General features: G+C 30.0%; 17 protein-coding genes and 1 riboswitch. Of the genes, 1 reads left to right on the forward strand and 16 read right to left on the reverse strand.

The window, feature by feature from the left end; genetic code table 11:
- Nucleotides 1-48 precede the first annotated feature (48 nt).
- Nucleotides 49-149, reverse strand: a riboswitch (TPP riboswitch).
- 135 nt (nt 150-284) lie between these two features.
- Complete coding sequence (locus AVANS14531_RS01005; protein WP_336610990.1) at nt 285-650, forward strand: hypothetical protein; 366 nt, start codon at nt 285-287, stop codon at nt 648-650.
- Nucleotides 651-891: 241 nt separating this feature from the next.
- On the opposite strand, the gene mreC is transcribed toward AVANS14531_RS01005, so the two are convergent.
- The 16 genes from mreC to gdhA all read right to left on the reverse strand — a co-directional run bounded on the left by mreC (nt 892) and on the right by gdhA (nt 19165).
- On the reverse strand, nt 892-1638 hold the full coding sequence (gene mreC, locus AVANS14531_RS01010; protein ID WP_336610991.1) for a rod shape-determining protein MreC: 747 nt from the start codon (nt 1636-1638) through the stop codon (nt 892-894).
- Complete coding sequence (locus tag AVANS14531_RS01015; RefSeq protein ID WP_239817382.1) at nt 1631-2668, reverse strand: rod shape-determining protein; 1038 nt, start codon at nt 2666-2668, stop codon at nt 1631-1633. The genes mreC and AVANS14531_RS01015 overlap by 8 nt, the downstream gene beginning before the upstream one ends.
- Complete coding sequence (gene clpX, locus AVANS14531_RS01020; RefSeq protein WP_239817381.1) at nt 2665-3879, reverse strand: ATP-dependent Clp protease ATP-binding subunit ClpX; 1215 nt, start codon at nt 3877-3879, stop codon at nt 2665-2667. Before clpX ends, AVANS14531_RS01015 begins: the two co-directional genes overlap by 4 nt.
- Nucleotides 3872-4660 carry an acyl-ACP--UDP-N-acetylglucosamine O-acyltransferase gene (gene lpxA, locus AVANS14531_RS01025; protein WP_239817380.1) on the reverse strand — a complete coding sequence of 263 codons (789 nt, stop codon included), beginning with the start codon at nt 4658-4660 and terminating at the stop codon, nt 3872-3874. Before lpxA ends, clpX begins: the two co-directional genes overlap by 8 nt.
- A complete protein-coding gene (gene fabZ / locus AVANS14531_RS01030) occupies nt 4657-5100 on the reverse strand; it encodes a 3-hydroxyacyl-ACP dehydratase FabZ (RefSeq protein ID WP_239817379.1) in 444 nt (147 codons plus the stop codon). Before fabZ ends, lpxA begins: the two co-directional genes overlap by 4 nt.
- A 143-nt stretch (nt 5101-5243) precedes the next feature.
- Nucleotides 5244-6296 carry a flagellar biosynthesis protein FlhB gene (flhB, locus tag AVANS14531_RS01035; RefSeq protein WP_336611030.1) on the reverse strand — a complete coding sequence of 351 codons (1053 nt, stop codon included), beginning with the start codon at nt 6294-6296 and terminating at the stop codon, nt 5244-5246.
- The gene (gene nadC, locus AVANS14531_RS01040) at nt 6296-7126 is read right to left on the reverse strand and encodes a carboxylating nicotinate-nucleotide diphosphorylase (RefSeq protein ID WP_336610993.1); all 831 of its coding nucleotides are present in this window, start codon (nt 7124-7126) and stop codon (nt 6296-6298) included. Before nadC ends, flhB begins: the two co-directional genes overlap by 1 nt.
- Nucleotides 7127-8242, reverse strand: a complete 1116-nt coding sequence (dapE, locus tag AVANS14531_RS01045; protein WP_336610994.1) for a succinyl-diaminopimelate desuccinylase — start codon at nt 8240-8242, stop codon at nt 7127-7129.
- The gene (locus AVANS14531_RS01050; protein WP_336610995.1) at nt 8235-10037 is read right to left on the reverse strand and encodes an EAL domain-containing protein; all 1803 of its coding nucleotides are present in this window, start codon (nt 10035-10037) and stop codon (nt 8235-8237) included. Before AVANS14531_RS01050 ends, dapE begins: the two co-directional genes overlap by 8 nt.
- A 9-nt stretch (nt 10038-10046) precedes the next feature.
- On the reverse strand, nt 10047-12233 hold the full coding sequence (locus tag AVANS14531_RS01055; protein ID WP_336610996.1) for an endonuclease MutS2: 2187 nt from the start codon (nt 12231-12233) through the stop codon (nt 10047-10049).
- Complete coding sequence (locus AVANS14531_RS01060) at nt 12217-13152, reverse strand: tRNA dihydrouridine synthase (RefSeq protein ID WP_239817373.1); 936 nt, start codon at nt 13150-13152, stop codon at nt 12217-12219. Before AVANS14531_RS01060 ends, AVANS14531_RS01055 begins: the two co-directional genes overlap by 17 nt.
- Nucleotides 13130-14140, reverse strand: a complete 1011-nt coding sequence (locus AVANS14531_RS01065) for a hypothetical protein (RefSeq protein ID WP_239817372.1) — start codon at nt 14138-14140, stop codon at nt 13130-13132. Before AVANS14531_RS01065 ends, AVANS14531_RS01060 begins: the two co-directional genes overlap by 23 nt.
- Before the next feature lie 9 nt (nt 14141-14149).
- On the reverse strand, nt 14150-14602 hold the full coding sequence (locus AVANS14531_RS01070; RefSeq protein WP_239817371.1) for a 23S rRNA (pseudouridine(1915)-N(3))-methyltransferase RlmH: 453 nt from the start codon (nt 14600-14602) through the stop codon (nt 14150-14152).
- A complete protein-coding gene (accD, locus tag AVANS14531_RS01075; RefSeq protein WP_239817370.1) occupies nt 14599-15432 on the reverse strand; it encodes an acetyl-CoA carboxylase, carboxyltransferase subunit beta in 834 nt (277 codons plus the stop codon). The genes AVANS14531_RS01070 and accD overlap by 4 nt, the downstream gene beginning before the upstream one ends.
- An 8-nt stretch (nt 15433-15440) precedes the next feature.
- Nucleotides 15441-17708, reverse strand: a complete 2268-nt coding sequence (gene bamA / locus AVANS14531_RS01080; RefSeq protein WP_442862382.1) for an outer membrane protein assembly factor BamA — start codon at nt 17706-17708, stop codon at nt 15441-15443.
- Between the two features lie 95 nt (nt 17709-17803).
- The gene (gene gdhA, locus AVANS14531_RS01085) at nt 17804-19165 is read right to left on the reverse strand and encodes an NADP-specific glutamate dehydrogenase (RefSeq protein WP_239817368.1); all 1362 of its coding nucleotides are present in this window, start codon (nt 19163-19165) and stop codon (nt 17804-17806) included.
- Between the last annotated feature and the right edge of the window lie 54 nt (nt 19166-19219).

Below are 19219 nucleotides of genomic sequence, written 5' to 3' on the forward strand. Positions count from 1 at the left end.
TCCATAAAATAAATTTATGGGAATGCTAGAAAGGATTGAAAATAAATAATTAAAAAATCTACATCTCCCTACGCTGGCATTACCCAAACAGGTTCAAAGGGTCAAGGCTATTACGCCTACTCTCAGCTTTCGCTCCCCTAAAAAAGTGCTTAATTGTATCATTATTTTGTATTAAATCGTAATTTTTATTCATTAAAAAATCACTTATTAGAGTAATTATTTTAAGCTTATTTTAAGAATGTGGGGGGGGTATTATATAGCATTTAATTTTTAAAAGGAGATTTATGAATATTTATTTAAGTGATAAATCATGCGATTTATTAAAAGATGAAAATGCTTTAAGACAAAAAGTAGCTAAATTTTTAGCAGAACCTGAACAAACACAAAATGTTATGGTAATGACAAATTTATTATTATCAGGTCATAAACAAGATAAGGTTTTGGTTTATGATTTTATGCAATTTCCATTCAACTGGGTAAGCGGTGTTTTTACTCAACTTTCTTTTGTACATAGAAGACTTTGGATAGCTTGGTTTATTAGCATTGCCTTTGGAATGATTACTGCAATGGCTTCTATTACGATTTTTTTATCAATAATATTAGTGCTGGTAGTATTTTTGTATTTGGTAAGCTACATTATTATTTTTTAATCAAAAAATTCTTACATAATTTAGATTTAGGTTTAGAAACTGATAATTTATGCGCTCCTAATATTATAGGAGTTGTGGTATTAATAGTTGTAGAATTAATAATGAGCTTTTTAGTATTTGGAACAATTATCTCTATTTTAACTGCAATATTTCGTTAATATTTATAAAAGAGCTAATATGCTCTTTTATAATCTTAGTTAGGTTTAAAGTTATAAAAAATTCGTGGAATTTGAAATAGGAATTAGATTTTGCTCACTACATAAACATATCTATAAGGGCTAAGGGTTTTCGTATCTTCTAAAACAGCTTTTTTATAACCTGCTTCATCAATTATTTTGCTTATTTTTCCAACATAAATGCCTTCAGGAAAAATCAAATCCTTTCCACTCGTATAAACCTCATCGCCTATATTTAATTCATTATAATCGGTAATAAAATTAATATATATTGCGTTTTTGCTACCTTGTAAAATCGCTGGAGTTTTGCTTTTACCTACGATAACAGAAAAGGCACATTTATCATCATTTAAACTTAAAGCATAAGCTCTATTGTTATTAGAAAACATTATGCCAACGGCATTGTTTTCATAAACAAGTCCATAAGTAATATTTGGCTTAATATCTTCATAATTCATCCAAAACTTTGTCAAGCTTCCGATTTTTTCATAAGACAAAACCCTTGTTAAATTTAATTCAAAATCATATTTTTTAAGATTATGAGCTCTTGCTAGATTATTGTATTCAAGCAATAAATTATCATATAAAATCTTGTATGCTTTAAGGCTTTTGTTTTCTTGGTTTAATTCTTCAATTTGATTTACTTGATTAAAGTATCTTGAAATTTTTTCTCTTGTGTAATCATATGCGTTAAAAAATTTGCTTAAGAAAAAATCATTAACTCCTAAAACTGCATTCCTTACATCAGCTACTAGATAGTATGAGCTTGCAAATAATGCAGTAATTAAGAGTAATAATTTAAACTTATTCATCATTTACTATTTGTCTTAGCAATGATATTTCTTCTAATATTTTTCCAGTTCCTCTTGCAACAGCGTGAAGTGGCTCATCAGCAACATATACAGGTAATTTTACTATATCGCTTAAATACTTATCAATTCCACGAATTAATGCACCACCACCAGTTAAAACGATACCATTTTCTACAATATCGCCTGCAAGTTCAGGCTTTGTGTTTTCTAATACAAATTTAAGTGCATCAGCGATTTCTTTTAAAGGCTCTTTTATAGCTTCACGAATATCTTCGCTACTTAACTCAACCTTGCTTAAAAGTCCTTTTACTTGGTCTTTTCCTTTTACTACTATTGTTAATTCTTCTGGTAGTTGGATAGCTGAGCCTACTTGTATTTTTATATCTTCGCTAGTTCTTTCGCCTATTATTAGATTATATTTTTCTTTTACATAATTTACAATTGAGCTATCTAGCTTATCTCCTGCTGTTCTAATACTTTTTGCTGTATGAAGACCACCTAAAGTAATAACACCTATTTCAGTAGTTCCACCCCCGATATCAACTACAAGTGAGCCAACAGGCTCTTGCACAGGAAGATTTGCTCCGATTGCTGCTGCCATTGGCTCTTCTACTAGATAAACTTCTCTAGCACCTGCACTTAAAGCACTTTCTCTTACAGCTTTGCGTTCAACTTGAGTTAGACCATAAGGAACTGATATTAATATTCTAGGGCGTAAAAAGCTCTTTCTTCTGTGAGTTTTTTCTATAAAATAGCGTATCATTTTCTCAGTCATATCAAAATCAGCAATAACGCCATCTCTCATAGGGCGGATTGCTTGAATATCGCTTGGAGTTTTGCCTAACATTTCTTTAGCTTCTTTACCAACTGCTAGGATTTTGCTTTTTCCGTATTTTGTATGCTGAACTGCTACAACGCTTGGCTCATCAATAACTACGCCTTTATCTTTTACTAATACTAAAGTATTAGCCGTTCCTAAATCAATCCCCATATCACTTGAAAATAGTCCTATTAAATGGTCTAATATCATTTATTATCCTTAATTTTTAAAAATACAGCGTCGCCTTCGCCATTAACGAAATCTTTATTTATAATAATTTCATAACCTTCGTATTTGTCTAAATCAAACATTAAATCAAGCAATAATTGCTCTAAAATACCACGAAGTCCTCTTGCCCCTGTTTTTCTATCAAGTGCTTTTTTAGCAATTGCTAATAACGCTTCTTTATCAAACTCAAGTTTTACCCCATCAAATTCAAAAATCTTTTGATATTGTTTGATGATTGAGTTTTTTGGCTCAATTAAAATTCTTACCATATCATCTTCGCTAATTTCATTAAGACTTGCAATCGCATGTAATCTTCCAACTAGCTCAGGAATAAGTCCGAATTTAATTAAATCATCAGGCTCAATGTGTGAATAAAGCTCGTCTTCACTAAGTTTTACGCTAGTTGTATCAAAGCCCATTACATTTTCGCCTTGCTTTTGTTTTAAAATCTCTTCAATGCCATCAAAAGCACCACCACAAATAAATAAAATATTTGAAGTATCTACTTGAATGAATTCTTGATTAGGGTGTTTTCTACCACCTTGTGGTGGAACATTTACTATGCTTCCTTCAATGATTTTAAGCAATGCTTGCTGAACGCCTTCGCCGCTTACATCTCTTGTGATTGAACGATTTTCTCCCTTTCTTGCGATTTTGTCAATCTCATCAATAAAGATTATCCCACATTCTGCACGCTCAACATTATAATCAGCTGCTTGTAAAAGTCTTGTTAAGATATTTTCAACATCTTCTCCAACATATCCTGCTTCTGTTAAGCTTGTAGCATCACATATTGCAATAGGAATATCTAAAGCTTTTGCCATTGTTTGAGCTAGAAGTGTTTTTCCACTTCCTGTTGGTCCTACTAATAAAACGTTTGATTTTGCAAGCTCTACATCACTTTCGTTTGTATTACTCATAAGTCTTTTATAATGATTATGAACGCTTACGCTTAGAACTTTTTTTGCTCTTTCTTGACCTATTACATAATTATCTAAATGAGCCTTTAATGCTTTTGAGCTAATGTCTTTTAAACTATCTGCTATGTCTTCTACTGCTAATTCTTTGTCTTTTGTATCATACATTTTAAAAATAACACTAGCACAAGTAGGACAAATAGTATTACCTTTACCATTTGAAAGCAAGTCAAATGGATAACTCTTACCACAAAAACCACAAATATTATTACTCACTTCTATCACCTTTTGTTGGAATTCCGCGCTTAGTATTTAATATAAACGAACACATTTTTAATACTTCAGGACAAGTTGAGCTCTCATATAAAGCTTTTGCTCTATCGCTAATTAGCCCTGTTTTACTTCTAAAAATCTTACTAAACGCATCACTAATTTCATTAATTTTATCTTTATCTAAATGTCTTCTAAGTCCTACTAAATTAAGACTTCTAACATAAGCACGATTGCCTTCTGCTAAACAAAAATGCGGTAAATCTTGAGATAAAGCTGAAGCACCACCTAGCATACAATAATCGCCTATTTTAACCCACTGATGAACAGGAGTAAGTCCGCCAATTACACTAAATGAACCAACTTCAACATGACCTGCTAAAGTTACGTTATTTGCTAAGATTATATTATCAGCTAGAGTGCAATCATGAGCTATATGAACATAAGCCATTATGAAGTTATTTTTACCCACTCTTGTGTAACCATCGCCTTTTTGCGTTCCGCAATTAATCGTGCAAAATTCACGAATGGTAGTATTCTCTCCTATAATTAAAGCTGAAAAATCATCTTCTTTATATGAAATATCTTGAGGAATATCTCCTAAAATAGCATAAGAAAAAATCTTGCAATTATTTCCTATTTTTGTATTTCCTAAAATTCTTGCACCACTTTTAATAATGCAATTATCACCAATTTCTACATTACTTCCTATATATGCAAAAGGCTCTATGCAAACATTTTTGCCTATTTTTGCACCATTTTCAATTACTGCTAAATCTGAAATCATTTATCTACTATCATTGCTTTTAAAATTGCTTGAGTGCATAATGTATCACCTACATAAGCCTCGCCACTAAATACCCACATAGCTCCACGATTTTTAACAACGCTCATTTTATAAACTAATTGATCGCCTGGTTTTACAGGTGATTTAAATTTCACATCTTCCATACCTGTAAAATAAACTACTTTGCTCTTAGGATCAACGCTATCTTTCATACTTTGGAATGCTAAAATTCCTCCAGTTTGAGCCATACCTTCTAAAATTAAAACTCCTGGATAAATAGGGTGTCCTGGAAAATGACCTGCAAATACTTGATCACTTATACTAACATTTTTATAGCCTAATACATAACCTTCATCTAAATTAATTTCTGTTATTTTATCTACTAATAAAAATGGTGGTCTATGTGGTAAAATTTCTTGAATTTGCATTACATCTAACATTACTATTCCTTTACTATGTTTAAAGGAAATAATTGTAATTTCAGCAATTAAACAAAGTGTAATAATTAGGGCTTTTTAATGATTTTTGCTAAAGAATTTGAAATAGGAATTAAACGAAATTCCTATTTCAAATTCTTTGAAAATTATCTATTCATATTAGCAATAATTCTTAGAACTTCTGCAGTTGCTTTATATAATTCAACAGGTATTTCATCTCCTACTTCGCAAATCTTATAAAGAGATCTTGCTAATTCTCTTTGTTCATAAATAGGAATATTATGCTCTCTTGCTATTTCTCTTATTTTAAAGGCGATATTATCAACTCCTTTTGCTAAGACTACTGGAGCTTTATGCTTTGTTTTATCGTAAGCAAGTGCGATTGAATAGTGAGTTGGGTTAGTAATTACAACATCAGCATTAGGGACATCTTGCATCATACGATTTCTTGCTGCTTGCATTTGGATTTGCCTAATTTTTGCTTTTACTTGCGGGTCTCCTTCCATTTGCTTGTATTCATCTTTTATCTCTTGCTTACTCATTCTAAGCCCTTTAAAATATTGAAAACGAACGATAAAAATATCAAGTATTCCAAATACTAAAAACGAGCATATAACAGCTCCAAAAAGTATGATGATTTTATCCCTTAACCATGCCATTTGCTTAATTAATGGAAGTATTGCCAAATGGCTAAGTCCTGGCAAAAAGCTATAAATAAAATATCCAACTATGCCAAAAACTACGCTAACCTTTAAGATAATTTTTACAAGCTCAACTAATTTTTTCATTGAAATTATATTTTTAATGCCTTTTAATGGATTGATTTTACCAAAATTAGGCATTATGGGTTTAAGTGTGAAATTAAATCCTATTTGCATTACATTAGCAATTACTCCTGCAATCGCAATCGCAATCGCAAGTGGTAATACCATTAAAGTAAGTTCAAGTAGAGTCTTAATACCTATCTTGTAAAGCAATTTCCTATCAATTTCACTGCCTATTAAACTCTGATAATAAATATATAAAGCTGTAATTCTTTCATGCAAAAAATATACCCAAAACAAAGCAAAGCCAAAACCAACACAAAGAGTTACAAGTGCTGCAACATCTTGGCTTTTAGCGACATTTCCTTCTTTTCTGGCGTCTTCTATCTTTTTGTCGGTGGGTTCTTCCGTTTTTTCTGCATCATCAGCCATAATTACTCACCAAGTCTTATAGAAAAATCAACCCAAGTTGCCTTATAAATATTTGAGCCTGAGCTTACTACATCAACTCCGCTCTTAGCATACTCTACTATGGTATTTTCGTTGATATCCCCACTTGCTTCTAAAATGACTTTTATACCTAAACTATCTCTTAATTTTACGATTTTTTCACATTCTTGTGGGCTCATATTATCAAGTAAAATCGCATTAACATTAGCATTAAAAGCTTCTTTTACTTGCTCAAGTGTATCGCATTCAATTTCTATTGGAGTATAGTAAGGGATTTTGCTTCTTAGCTCTTTTATGAAAGCTTTTAAATCTTTTACGCCAACTAAATGAGTATCTTTTAGCATTATACAATCATCTAAGCCTAAGCGATGATTTTGCCCACCACCACAGCGAATTGCGTATTTTTCAAAAACCCTTAAACCAGGTCTTGTCTTTCTAGTATCAAGCAAAGCCACATCATAGTCTTTAATCAAAGCCTTCATTGAAGCAACTTTTGTAGCAATCCCGCTTGCATGCTGAATAAAATTAAGCAAGGTTCTTTCACTCATTAATAAAGTTGTCTTAAGTGCTTTAAACTTTGCTAAAATATCGCCTTTTTTAAAGCTTTGCCCATCTTTTATAAATAATTCATATTCAATATTTTGCATTTTGCAAATCTCTTTAAAATAAGGCTCTCCTGCAAAAACTCCATCACTTTTAGCCTTTAAACTTGCTTTTATAATGTCGTAGTTTTTAAGTTGTGAAAATAAATCTCCCCTGCCTAAATCATCATTTAATTCTTTTTTGATTAATTCAATTTCACTATCAATTAACATTTAATTCCTTTCGCAAATGTTTAAAAATTCTAAAAATACATCGCTTAAAGCACAAACTTCACTAAATGGCACGCTTTCATTAATTGCATGGATTTTATCATTAATAACTCCAAGTTCACAAACATCAACACCGTATTTTGCAAATAATCTTGCATCACTTGTGCCACCTTTTGCATTAAGGCTAGGATTTTTAAAGCCTTTATTTTCTAAAGCTAATTTTAGATTTTTAACTAGAATTGAATTAGCGTTTGTATAAAATGGCTCTGAGCTTTGATTAATCTCTAATTCATAATTTAAATTCTTTAGATTTTGTTCTAAAAATTCCTTTAAATCTTGTTTGCTTGTAAGTGGTGAATTTCTTACATTTAGCATTATTTTAAACTCACTTGGGGTTACATTAGATGCACCGATTCCTGCATTTACATTAGTAATTACAATCTTGCTAGGCTCAAAAAATTCATTACCATTATCTAAATCAAATCCAGCGATTTTAGATAAAAACGAAGCTCCTAAATGCACTGGATTTACACATTTTGCAGGGTATGCCGCATGACCTTGAGTGCCTAATATCTTAATATTTGCGTGAATGCTACCCCTACGACCTACCTTTATGCTATCGCCGAATTCTTTTTCGCAAGTTGGCTCTGCAACTATGCACATATCAGGCAAATCATTGCGAATATTTAGTTCATCTAAAACCATTATAACGCCGTCTTTTCCATCGCCTTCTTCATCGCTTGTTAAAATAACGCTAATTTTTCTTATATTTTTTATATCATTTTGACTAAATTGTTTTATAGCATGCAAAAATGCAGCTACTCCACTTTTCATATCTTGAGTGCCACGAGCAATTATTAAATCATCTTTTATAATAGGTGTAAAAGGCTCGCTATCCCAGCCATTTCCAGCAGGAACTACATCAATATGACCACAAAAGCAAATATGCAAGCCTTTTTCGTTAAAAGTTTTGCTTAAGATTTGATTTGAAGTTTCGTTTCTTTTAATTATTTCTTCACTAAAATCAGCTAAAAATTCTTTAGTTATTTTATAACAATTACACGCATTTGGCGTAACGCTTGGCTCTTTTAAAAGTTCTAAAAATAATTTCTTAAGCATCTTTTTCCTTTAATTGATAAAAGTCCAAATCAATTTCTTCTTGAGAAAAAGTTGGGCTTGGTTTTCCTAAATAAAATCCTTGAAACTCATCAACGCCGATTTCTACACATTTATTAAATATATCTTCAGTGCAAACAAATTCAGCAACGGTTTTAATACCAAGAGATTTAGAAAATAGCACAATTGTTCTTGCTATGTTTTCGCTTTTTTCATCATTTGTGATATTTTTTATAATACTTCCATCAATTTTTATGTAATGCGGCATAAGCTCTAATAAATAAGCAAAATTGCTAAAACCGCTTCCAAAATCATCTATGGCGATTTTACAACCTAGTTCTTTTGCTCTTTTTAAGAAGTCTTTTATTTTTTCATTTTGTGAGACATTTTCATCTTCTAATACTTCAATAACTAAGCGTTCAGCTACACCTGTTCTTCTTAAAAGGTTTATGAATTTATTGTTTTTAGCACTATCTATCATATCTCTTCCGCCTAGATTTATAGTAAGCGTTACATCTTTATTCTCAACTAAAGTTTGCACTACTTTTTCTATTATGAAGTTTTCTATTATTTCGTATTGTTTCATTTTAATTGAAACTGCTAAAAACGCACCTGGAGTGATAACTTCCGTTCCTTCTGGAGTTTTTTTCACAATTCTTACAAGGGATTCAAATTTTAAAATATTTTTATCTTTATCAAAAATAGGTTGAAAAAATGGTAAAATTTCATCTTTTGCAATAGCACTTTGAACCCTTTTTGCTGTGCTTAATTGATTGAAATATTCCTTTTCTTCATCTAAGAATTTTGAATAACATACGAAGTTTTTATTGTCTTTTTTAGCTCTTTTTAAAGCAATAAAAGCTTTTTTTATAGTGTTTTCATTTTCTAAACAAAGCCCCATTGTAAGGGTTAAAACTATGCTTGCTGTTTGGTTGTTATATTCTATTGTAAGGTCTTTGTTTTTAAGCTCTTGCATAAGTTCTGTTACTAATTCTTCGTATCTTTGCTCATCTTCTATGCTATCTTCTAAAAGTGCAAATAAATCCCCATCTAATCTATAAACTTCTAAGCCGTTATCACTAGCAAAATCGCTCATTATTAGTGCAATATGTTTTAATAAATTATCAGCAGTATTAGAGTCAAAATAATCATTAATCTTTTTAAACTCATCAATATCTACTAATAAAAGTTTTGGATTTTTCATTAAAATTATTGATTTTTCTAAGCTTCTTTTATTTTTTAGCTGAGTTAACGGGTCAATACTAGCTTCAATTTCAAGTTTTTCTATTCTTTTATTATAAGTTGAGATTATTCTTTGGTATTGATTTTCTATGGCTTTTTTTTGTTTATATAAAATAAACATCAAAATAAAAAAACAGGCATTTAAAAATAAAGGCACATAAAGTTGATAAAATCTTGAATTAGTAAGATAAAAATCATCGCTAAATCCGTAATAAACGCCATCTTGTAATTCATAATGTTTTATTTCAAAATGATTTTTATTAAGTTTTATAGCTTGGTAAATCTCTTCATCTTTGATTAAATCTTGTAATTCTAATTCGCTTAATTTTGGCTCTTTTCCACTTTTTACAATGATTTTGCCATTTTCTATTGTGAATTCATCTAGTTCAGGTAGGGTTTTTGTTTTTTCTTTATTCATTAAAGAATGAAGATAGCTTTCTGCAAATAATTTCACATAATTTCTTGAATCCATAAAAAGATATAGATTAAGTAATAAAAAAACACTAACTAATAAATATAAAACATTTTTTATTTTTTTAAAATCCCTAGCTTCCATATTAACGCCTTATAATTTTATAATCTTAGCTCCAAACCCACCAGCATTTGCAGGTGCATCACTAAAACTTTTTATGCTTTTGCTTGATTTTAAATATTCTTTAACAACTGCTGCTAAACGACCAGTTCCTATTCCATGATACACAATCACTTCATCAAATCCAGCAATCAAAGAATCTGAAATAAATTTATCAAGCAAATCAATTGCTTCTTCGCTTCTTAAACCATGTAAATCTAGCTTTACGCTTGCATTACTTACATTTTTTTCATAAGTAACTTTGCTAGAATTTGATTTAGGAATTTCGCTACTTGCTTTTAACATTGAAATATCAAGTTTTAATTGTAGCATATCAGTTTGCACGGTTGCTATATTTTTGTTTAATGCGATGATTTTGCCTTTAATTTTTTCATATTTTACAAAATCACCTACCTTAAAATCAGCTCTTTTAACAGCTTCAGGTTTTATTTGCTGCTTTAGTGCATTTGCTGCATTTATTTGTCTTTGCTTGTCTTTTAAGTCGCTAAAATCAAGAGTTTTTTTAGCAGCATTTATAGCTTTAAAATACTCGTTTTCTAATTCATTTCTTCTTTTTTTGTATTCATCTTGAAGTTTGTTTTCTTTGTCTTTTAAGTTTTCTAAAAGAGAGTTTAGCTTGTTTTCTTTTTTTTCATTATTTGCTATTAGCATTTTAAGTTTTGCATCTAGCTCTAGGTTTTTATTTAGCATTTCATTTATATTTTGCTCAGCTTCACTAAAGCTTTTTTTAGCAAGCTCAATTAAGCCTGCAGGAATTCCATATCTTAAAGCTGTTTCGTAAGCATAAGATTTACCAACAATTCCAGCTAAAAACTCATATTTAGGACGCTCATTTTTAATATCATATAAAGCTGCTAATAGACTAACTCCATTTTCTTTAGCAAGTAGCATTGCAAGTCTTTTATGATGAGTTGTGATTATTAATTTTCCATGTTTTTTAAGCTCACAAATTAGGGTAAAAAATAGCGAACTTGCTTCTTCAAAATCAGTTCCTAATTCAATCTCATCAACTCCTAATAAGAAGTTTTTCTTTCCATTCATTTTTGCAAAAGCCAACATTCTTCCTGCAAAGGTTGATATATCGTTTTTTGCCATTTGTGGGTCTTCTATAATGCTTATATATTCTTTAAATGCACTTATTTTTGATTTATTAGCGTTAATTCTCATAGGAACTAAATATTTAGCCATAAAACTAGCTGCCATTAGGCTTTTAAGTAACATTGATTTTCCACCAGCATTTACACCTGTTATTAATAATACTTGTTCGTTAAACTCAACACTAACAGGCTTTGGATTATTTAGTGCAGGGTGGCAAAACTCACTTAAGATTATTTTTTCATCATTGCTTGGAGCAATAAAGCTTAAATCCTTTTTCTTAGCAAAATTAACCCTTGCAATATAGCTATCAATTAAATCAAATTCTTTATTTATAAATTTTAAAAACAATAAGTGCTTTGATAAAATTTCACTAAATTTTTTGGCATATTCGTACTTTTTCTCATCTGCTTCGTTTTGCAGTCTTCTTATGCCTTGCTTATAATTTGAAATATTATTAGGTTCAACATAAAATCCCCCACCGCTACTTCTTGAGATAATATTTGCTTCAAGAACTTTTGCAAAACCACCCCTAACTAACAAGCATTCAGTATTTAAAATAAAGTGAATTTGCGTATCTATTAAATAGCTTTCAAGGTTTTTTTGATTTATTGTAGCTCTTAGGCTTTGGCTTATGCTTTGATTTAGCTCTTTTATTTTTGCTTTTATATTTACTAAACTCTCATCGCTATCTTCATCGAATTTATCATCTTTAAAGTATTTTAAAATATCTTCAATTTCTTTAGGAATTACGATTTTTTCAAGATATTTTTGAAAGGAATTTGAAAACGGAATTTGGGCTAAGTATTTAAAATAATTTATAATTTTTATAAACTCTTCAATCTCATCAAGGTGTAAAACACCCTTTTTACTAATATGATTTAAAGCATTGCTTAAATCTTTTACGCTTTTTATTTCTTTTAATTCATATTCGCATAATTCATTTATTCTTGCAAGGTGTAAGTTTGTATCGCCTTGAATAAACAAAGGCTTACTTCTTGCAAACATTACAAATAATTCATCTAAATACTCAACTAAATCAAGGTTTTTAATAATTTGTTGCATCAAAAAACTCTTTTATAATATTAAACATAATCTTAGGTTCATTTATGCGATTTACTTCATTTCTAAATTCACTTGCATTTGCTAAGCCTTTTGAATATTCGTGCAAGTGCTTTCTAAATAATGAACAAGCATAATCTTTATATAAATCACACATATATTCAAAATGAGTTAAGATAATTTCGCATTTATTTATATCTTTAGATTTTCCTTTAATTTCTGAAAAAATCCAAGGATTTCCGATAGCATTTCTTCCTATCATTAAAGCATCTGCGTTTGTATGCTCTAAAACAACTTTGTGATTTTCATAAGATATATCGCCGTTTGCTACGATTTTGGTTTTTGCTAAAGATTTTGCTAGTTTAATAGCATCGTAATTTACTTTAGCGCTATACATTCCAGCTCTAGTTCTTCCGTGAATACTTATAAAATCTAATTCTAATTCATTTAGAGCTGTTATTATTTTTTCTATTTCGCATTCATTAAATCCTAGCCTAATTTTAACGCTTGTAGTTCCTACTTTATTGTTTGATTTTATAATATCTAGCAAGGATTTTAAAGTATCTAAATCTTTTAAAAGTGCTGAACCTGCGTTTTGTTTTATTACTTTATTTACAGGACAACCGCAGTTAAAATCAATTCCGTGAATGTTTTCTTCGTTATTTATGATTTCAACTGCTTTTTTTATTATTTCTTTGTTTGAACCTGCTATTTGGGCTATAAAAGGTATTTCGCTTTTATCTTTTTCTAGCATTGTGCGTGATTTTTCGCTCTCATATACAAGAGCATTTGAGCTAATCATTTCGCTAATTGTAATATCACAATCAAATTTTTTTACAAGTCTTCTAAAGGCAAGGTCGCTAAGACCTGCCATAGGTGCTAAAATTAAAGGTTTAGAATTAGCAAATAAGTTTGTCAACATCGTATGTTTTACCTTGTTCTTTTAAAAATACTATTAGTTTAAAATCTTCTAAATTAGCTTCACTACTATAAATTTGCTCTATTAATTCATCAATTAATGCAAGTTTTGCAAGTAAATATAAATAAGCTCTAAAGGCTAATTCTTTTTCATTTTTTAATTTATAAAAAATCCCTTTTATACTCTCAGGCTCAAGCTTAGTAAATAAATCTTTTGCTATATCTAAATACTCGCTTTCATTAAAATCAACACTAAAAATCAAAACTTCAAGCTCAGCATTGCTTAGACTTAAATCATCGTTTATAAATCTATTTAAAAGTATTTTTACATCTTCTTTGCTTTTTTGGATTTTAAGAGTTTTAATATTTGCATAAAGTCCGTTTAGCATTAAATTATTGTAAGCACTAAGGCTTATTTCATCGTTGATTTCATCTTGATTTTTAAGTAAATTATAAGCATAGTTTAAATCATGCTTAGCTTTATTTGCTTCATTTTTTAAGAAAAGTTCATTATCTTTTCCTAGCTTAAAAGGTTTTAAATCACAGATTTCTCCGTTTTCAATCATAGCTCTTATTGCTATTGCATTGTTTAATTTATCCCCTAAAGCTCCTGCTTGTTTGTAATAAAGCGATTTTACTAATTCGCTTGCTTCTTGAAATTCTTTTGTTTTAAATTTATAGCTATTGTTTTTTTCTAATACTAATTCTTCTAAGAAATTTTCAAATTTTTTCCCGTCTTTTACTAGTCTTTTTTTTGCAAAATGTAGTGATAAAAACGAAGAATAAAAATAAAGTAAAGCAAAAACCATATAAACTGCTAAAGGTAAGCCAACCCAAATTACGTTTTCAAATTCCAAAGTTTTTTGATAATTAAAAACGCTTATTTCAACAGCTCTTTTAGTAGCTAATAAATCATGGAAAAATACAATTACAATAAAGCCTACTATAATTAAATACAAAATAGAATAAATAAAAAAGTTTCTAATTTTCATAACTCCCCTTTATTTGTGATAAGGATGATTTTTGTTTATACAAAAACCACGATAAATCTGTTCTAGTAACACAATTCTAGCTAATTCGTGTGAAAAGGTAAGCTTAGAAAAGCTTAAAACATAATCACATTCATTTAAAAACTCATCGCTAAATCCATAAGCTCCACCGACAAAAAAATTAATCTCATTTTTATCTTTTAATAAACTTGCAAACTCAATACTATCAATACTCTTACCCCTTTCGCTTAGTGCTATGCTAAAAGGTTTTTTGTAAGGCATATAAGCTTTTGCATATTCAAGTTTTGCTTCATTTGAGCCTAAATCTTGAGCTTTTGCAATTTGTTTTGAAAAAACATTATTTAAACTAAGCTTTGAATGCTGATTTATAAGTTTTATAAATCTATTTTCAATCTCGCTTAGTTTTTCTAATTTTTTTTGAATAAAATAAATATTTATATTCATTTAAAATATCGTAAAAAATCGCTTAAAAATTCACGCTGATTAGCTCTAGTTACGATAGCATCAATAAGTCCATGTTCTAATAAAAACTCGGCACTTTGAAATCCTTCAGGTAAATCAGCGCCTATTGTTTGCTTAATTACTCTAGCTCCTGCAAAGCCGATTTGTGCCATAGGTTCAGCGATAACTAAATCCCCAAGCCAAGCAAATGAAGCTGATACCCCACCAAAAGTAGGATTTGTAAGAATTGATATATAAGGAAGTCTTTCTCTAGCTAGCAGTTTTAAGGCTGCTGAAGTTTTTGCCATTTGCATTAGTGAATAAGTGCTTTCTTGCATTCTAGCACCACCACTTGCACTTATTATTATTAATCCTTCTTTTTTCTCCATAGCTCTTTGAATTGCACGAACTATTTTTTCGCCTTCAACACTACCTAAAGAACCACCCATAAAAGAAAAATCAAACACACATAATTGAACGCCAATTCCACCGATTTTGCATTCTCCCGAAATTACCGCACTTGTTCTTCCTGTTTTTTCTTCACTTTCGCTTAAGCGTTTTTTATAGCTTTTTGAATCTACGAATTTTAAAGGGTCATTTGCTCTTAAAGTTTTATCATATTCTATAAAACTTCCTTCATCTACAAGCATTTCAATACGCTCTTTAGGACTAATTTTCATATGTAATCCACATTTTGGGCAAACATTAAAACAGCTTGCTACTTCTTTATAATACATTAAAGCATGGCAATTATCACACTTTACCCAGTGATTTGGTGCTTCACTTGGTTTTGGTTGAGCCTTTCTAAAGTTAAAAATATCTGCAAAATTCATTTTATCTCCTAAAATTGACTTCCTATACTAAATTCAAAAGTATTTGTTTTATCTCCTGCTTTTTTATCAAGAGGTTTTGAGAATACAAACACAAGTGGCCCCATAGGAGTAGTCCAATCAAGACTAATTCCTGCACTTTGTCTTTTTATCTCGTTTAATTTCTTTTCGCCTATCATACCATAATCATAGAAAATTGAACCACGAAGTTTTAATTTATTTATTAAAGGGAAATTTATTTCAGCACTTGAATTAAGTGAAATTGCTCCCCCTTTATCATAAGGATAAGCGATTATTCCACTACCTGGTTTATTTACCTTTGAGTGTGTTGCAGGGTCATAATATCCTATTCCTTTTGGGGTGATAGAATCGCTTTCATATCCTCTTACACTTCTTAAACCACCAAGATATAACCTTGAGTTTATAGGGGTGTTTTTATAATTAAATAGTTTATTAAATGAAGTTCTAAATCTAAAGATTAAATCTGTATCAAAATCTTCTTTTAAGCCTTTGTAGTATTTGAAATCAAAAGCGAATTTTTTATATTTTTGATCGCCTCCTAAACCTACATAAGTAAATGCAGCTCTACTATAAATACCACTTCTTGGCAAGTAAAAATCATCAGTATTATCAAAATAAATATAAGGAGTAATAGCTGATTTTTTTGATTTTCCTAATTTTTCACCACTTGCTATCATTTCAATAGTTGCTTTTCTTAAATCACTTTGCTCGTAATTATAAATAGCACCAGCTCCCCAATATCTAGCAAATTCTCTTCCTATGCTAAGCTCTAAACCATTGTTATATTCTTCGTAAGTATCCCAATCTCTTTTATAGCTATATATATCAAAACCACTTGAAAATTTTGAATCAAACAATCTAGGATTATTTAAAAAGATTTTACCCGTCACATCTTTATCTGATTTTTCAACATTAACTCCGCCATACATTCCACTACCTAAGATATTTCTATCGCTAACAGAAGCATTCATTAAAAATCCATCAGCAGTGCTATATCCAACGCCACCTGTAATTGAGCCTGTTGCTTTTTCTTTAACTTCTACTAATAAATCAATATCTCCCGTAAAGCTAGGTTTTGGAGTGATATCAACTTCTTCAAAATATCCGGTTTTTTTAAGTGCAATTATGCTATCGTTTAAGTCGGTTTTGCTAAATTGCATACCTTCAGTAAGGTAAAGCTCTCTTCTTACTACCTTATCTAAAGATTTGTCATTTCCTTTAACAATCACTTCACCTATATTATAAATCTTGCCTAAATTAACTTTAAAATCAATTTTTACTAAACCATCGCTATCATTTTTGGCAATATCAGGATAAACTTCTGCTAAAGCGTAGCCTTTATCTTGGAATTTAGTTTTTATAAACTCAATATCAGAGCGAATTTTTTCTGAGTTTATGTATTTTCCTTTTTTACTTCTTAAATCTTTTATATTGATTTTTAATTCATTTTCTAAAGGATTTTCTATGCTTATTTCTTCTATTTTATAACGCTTGCCTTCGTTTATATAATAAGTTAATTCAGCTTTATAATTTTGCATATTTGCTTCTAAATAAGGACTTGAAACATTAGCATCAAGATAGCCTTTTTTCATATATTCATCTTTAATTCTTGCTGAATCATTTGGAAGTTCGGTTGAATATAATTTACCATCATTAAAACCCCAAAACCAGCCTAATAATTCTTTTTCTTTATTTGCTATTACTGGGTCAAAATCACTATAATTAAGCTTATTTGCTCCTATTAAATTAACTTTTTTAATAGTTATTATTTCTCCACGATTTATATTAAAGTTAAGCACAACAGCATTATTTTCTAAATCTTGGGTCTCAACTTCTACAACGCTATCATAAAAACCACGAGATTGATAGTAGAGAATGATTTTTTCTTTTGCTTCGCTTATTTTTCTTTCATTATAAGCTTCGCCTTTTTTAATACTTAAAAATGATTCAATTTGCTTTTTATCATTACTTGAAGTTCCTTTGATATTTACTTTTGCGATGAATTGCTTTTCTACTACATTAAAAGTAAGCTTTCCATTATTTTCATCTACATAAATATCATCAAAATATCCATAAGAAAATAGATTTTTTACAGCATTATTAATCTTGTATATATTGATTTCATTATTTACTTTTAAATCTATTGCCTTTAATGCTTGTTCTGCTGATAAATGATATAAGCCTTTAAATTCAATATCACTTATAGTGTTTGCATATAAAAAAGAGCTAATAGCACTTACATATAATATTGTTTTCATATTTAACCTGATTTTTTAATTTTAAAGGGAAATAATAATAAAAGAAAGTTAATGTTAAGTTTGTCAAAAAAGCCCTAAAAATAGGGCTTTTAGGCTTAAATATAGCCTTGGTCTATCATAGCATCTGCAACTTTTTTAAAGCCTGCAATATTTGCACCTGCAAGTAAGTTATGCTCAAAGCCAAAATCTTTTGCAGTAGCCGAAGTTCTTGCATAAATATCTTTCATAATCTTATGTAATTTCTCATCAACTTCGCTAAATGTCCAAGAAGTCATATTAGCATTTTGTTGCATTTCTAATGCACTTGTAGCAACCCCACCTGCGTTTGCTGCTTTTGCTGGTGCATAATACATTTTGTTTTCTAAAATGAACTTTTGAGCATCAAGTGTGCAAGGCATATTCGCACCTTCAGCGATTAATTTACAACCATTTTTATGAAGATTTTTTGCATCTAGTAAGCTTAATTCGTTTTGTGTAGCACAAGGGAAAGCATAATCACAAGGAATGCTCCAAATACCATTAGTTCCTTTTTCGTAATTTACTTTAGATACAAATACAGCACCTTTTTTGCGGTTTGCATAATCACTTACACGAAGTCTTAAATTTTCTTTCACTTCTTTTAATAAATCTAAATCAATTCCGTCTTTATCATATACATAACCATCGCTATCACTTACTGCTACAACTTTTGCTCCATATTGATTTAGCTTTTCAATAGTATAAATAGCAACGTTTCCACTACCTGATACAACGCAAGTTTTACCTTCAAAGCCTTCGCCTTTTTCTTTTAATAATTCATTAGAAAAATACACAGTTCCATAGCCTGTTGCTTCTTTTCTAACTAATGAACCACCCCAGCTAATTTTTTTACCTGTTAGGGTTCCATCAAATTTAGAAGTGATTTTTTTATACGCTCCAAACATATATCCAAGCTCTCTAGCTCCAACGCCAATATCTCCTGCAGGAACGTCAGTTGAATAACCTATGTGCTTGCTAAGTTCGCTCATAAATGCTTGACAAAATCTCATAATTTCTGCATCGCTTTTGCCTTTTGGATCAAAGTTTGCTCCACCTTTACCACCGCCTATATAAAGACCTGTTAAAGAGTTTTTAAAGATTTGCTCAAATGCTAAGAACTTTAAAATATCAAGATTTACAGTTGGGTGAAATCTAAGCCCACCTTTATAAGGTCCAAGTGTGCTAGAAAATTGCACTCTATAACCAAAATGAGTTTGTGCTTTACCGCTATCATCAATATATACAACTCTAAAAATTATTGTTCGCTCAGGCATTACAAGTCTTTGCAATACTGCGTGTTGCTCGTATTGTTTATTGCTTTCTAACAATGGTATAACTGATTTTAAAACTTCAGTTGCACATTGTAAAAATATAGGTTGTCTAGCTGAATAAGTTTTGATTAATTCAAGCGTGTCATTTACATAAGATTTTGCACTCATATTCTCTCCTTTAAAAATTAAAAAAAACATTATACAAAAAAATTAAAAAAATTA

Origin of the sequence: Campylobacter sp. Cr9, from assembly GCF_020138295.1 — a bacterium.
Taxonomy (GTDB): domain Bacteria; phylum Campylobacterota; class Campylobacteria; order Campylobacterales; family Campylobacteraceae; genus Campylobacter_E.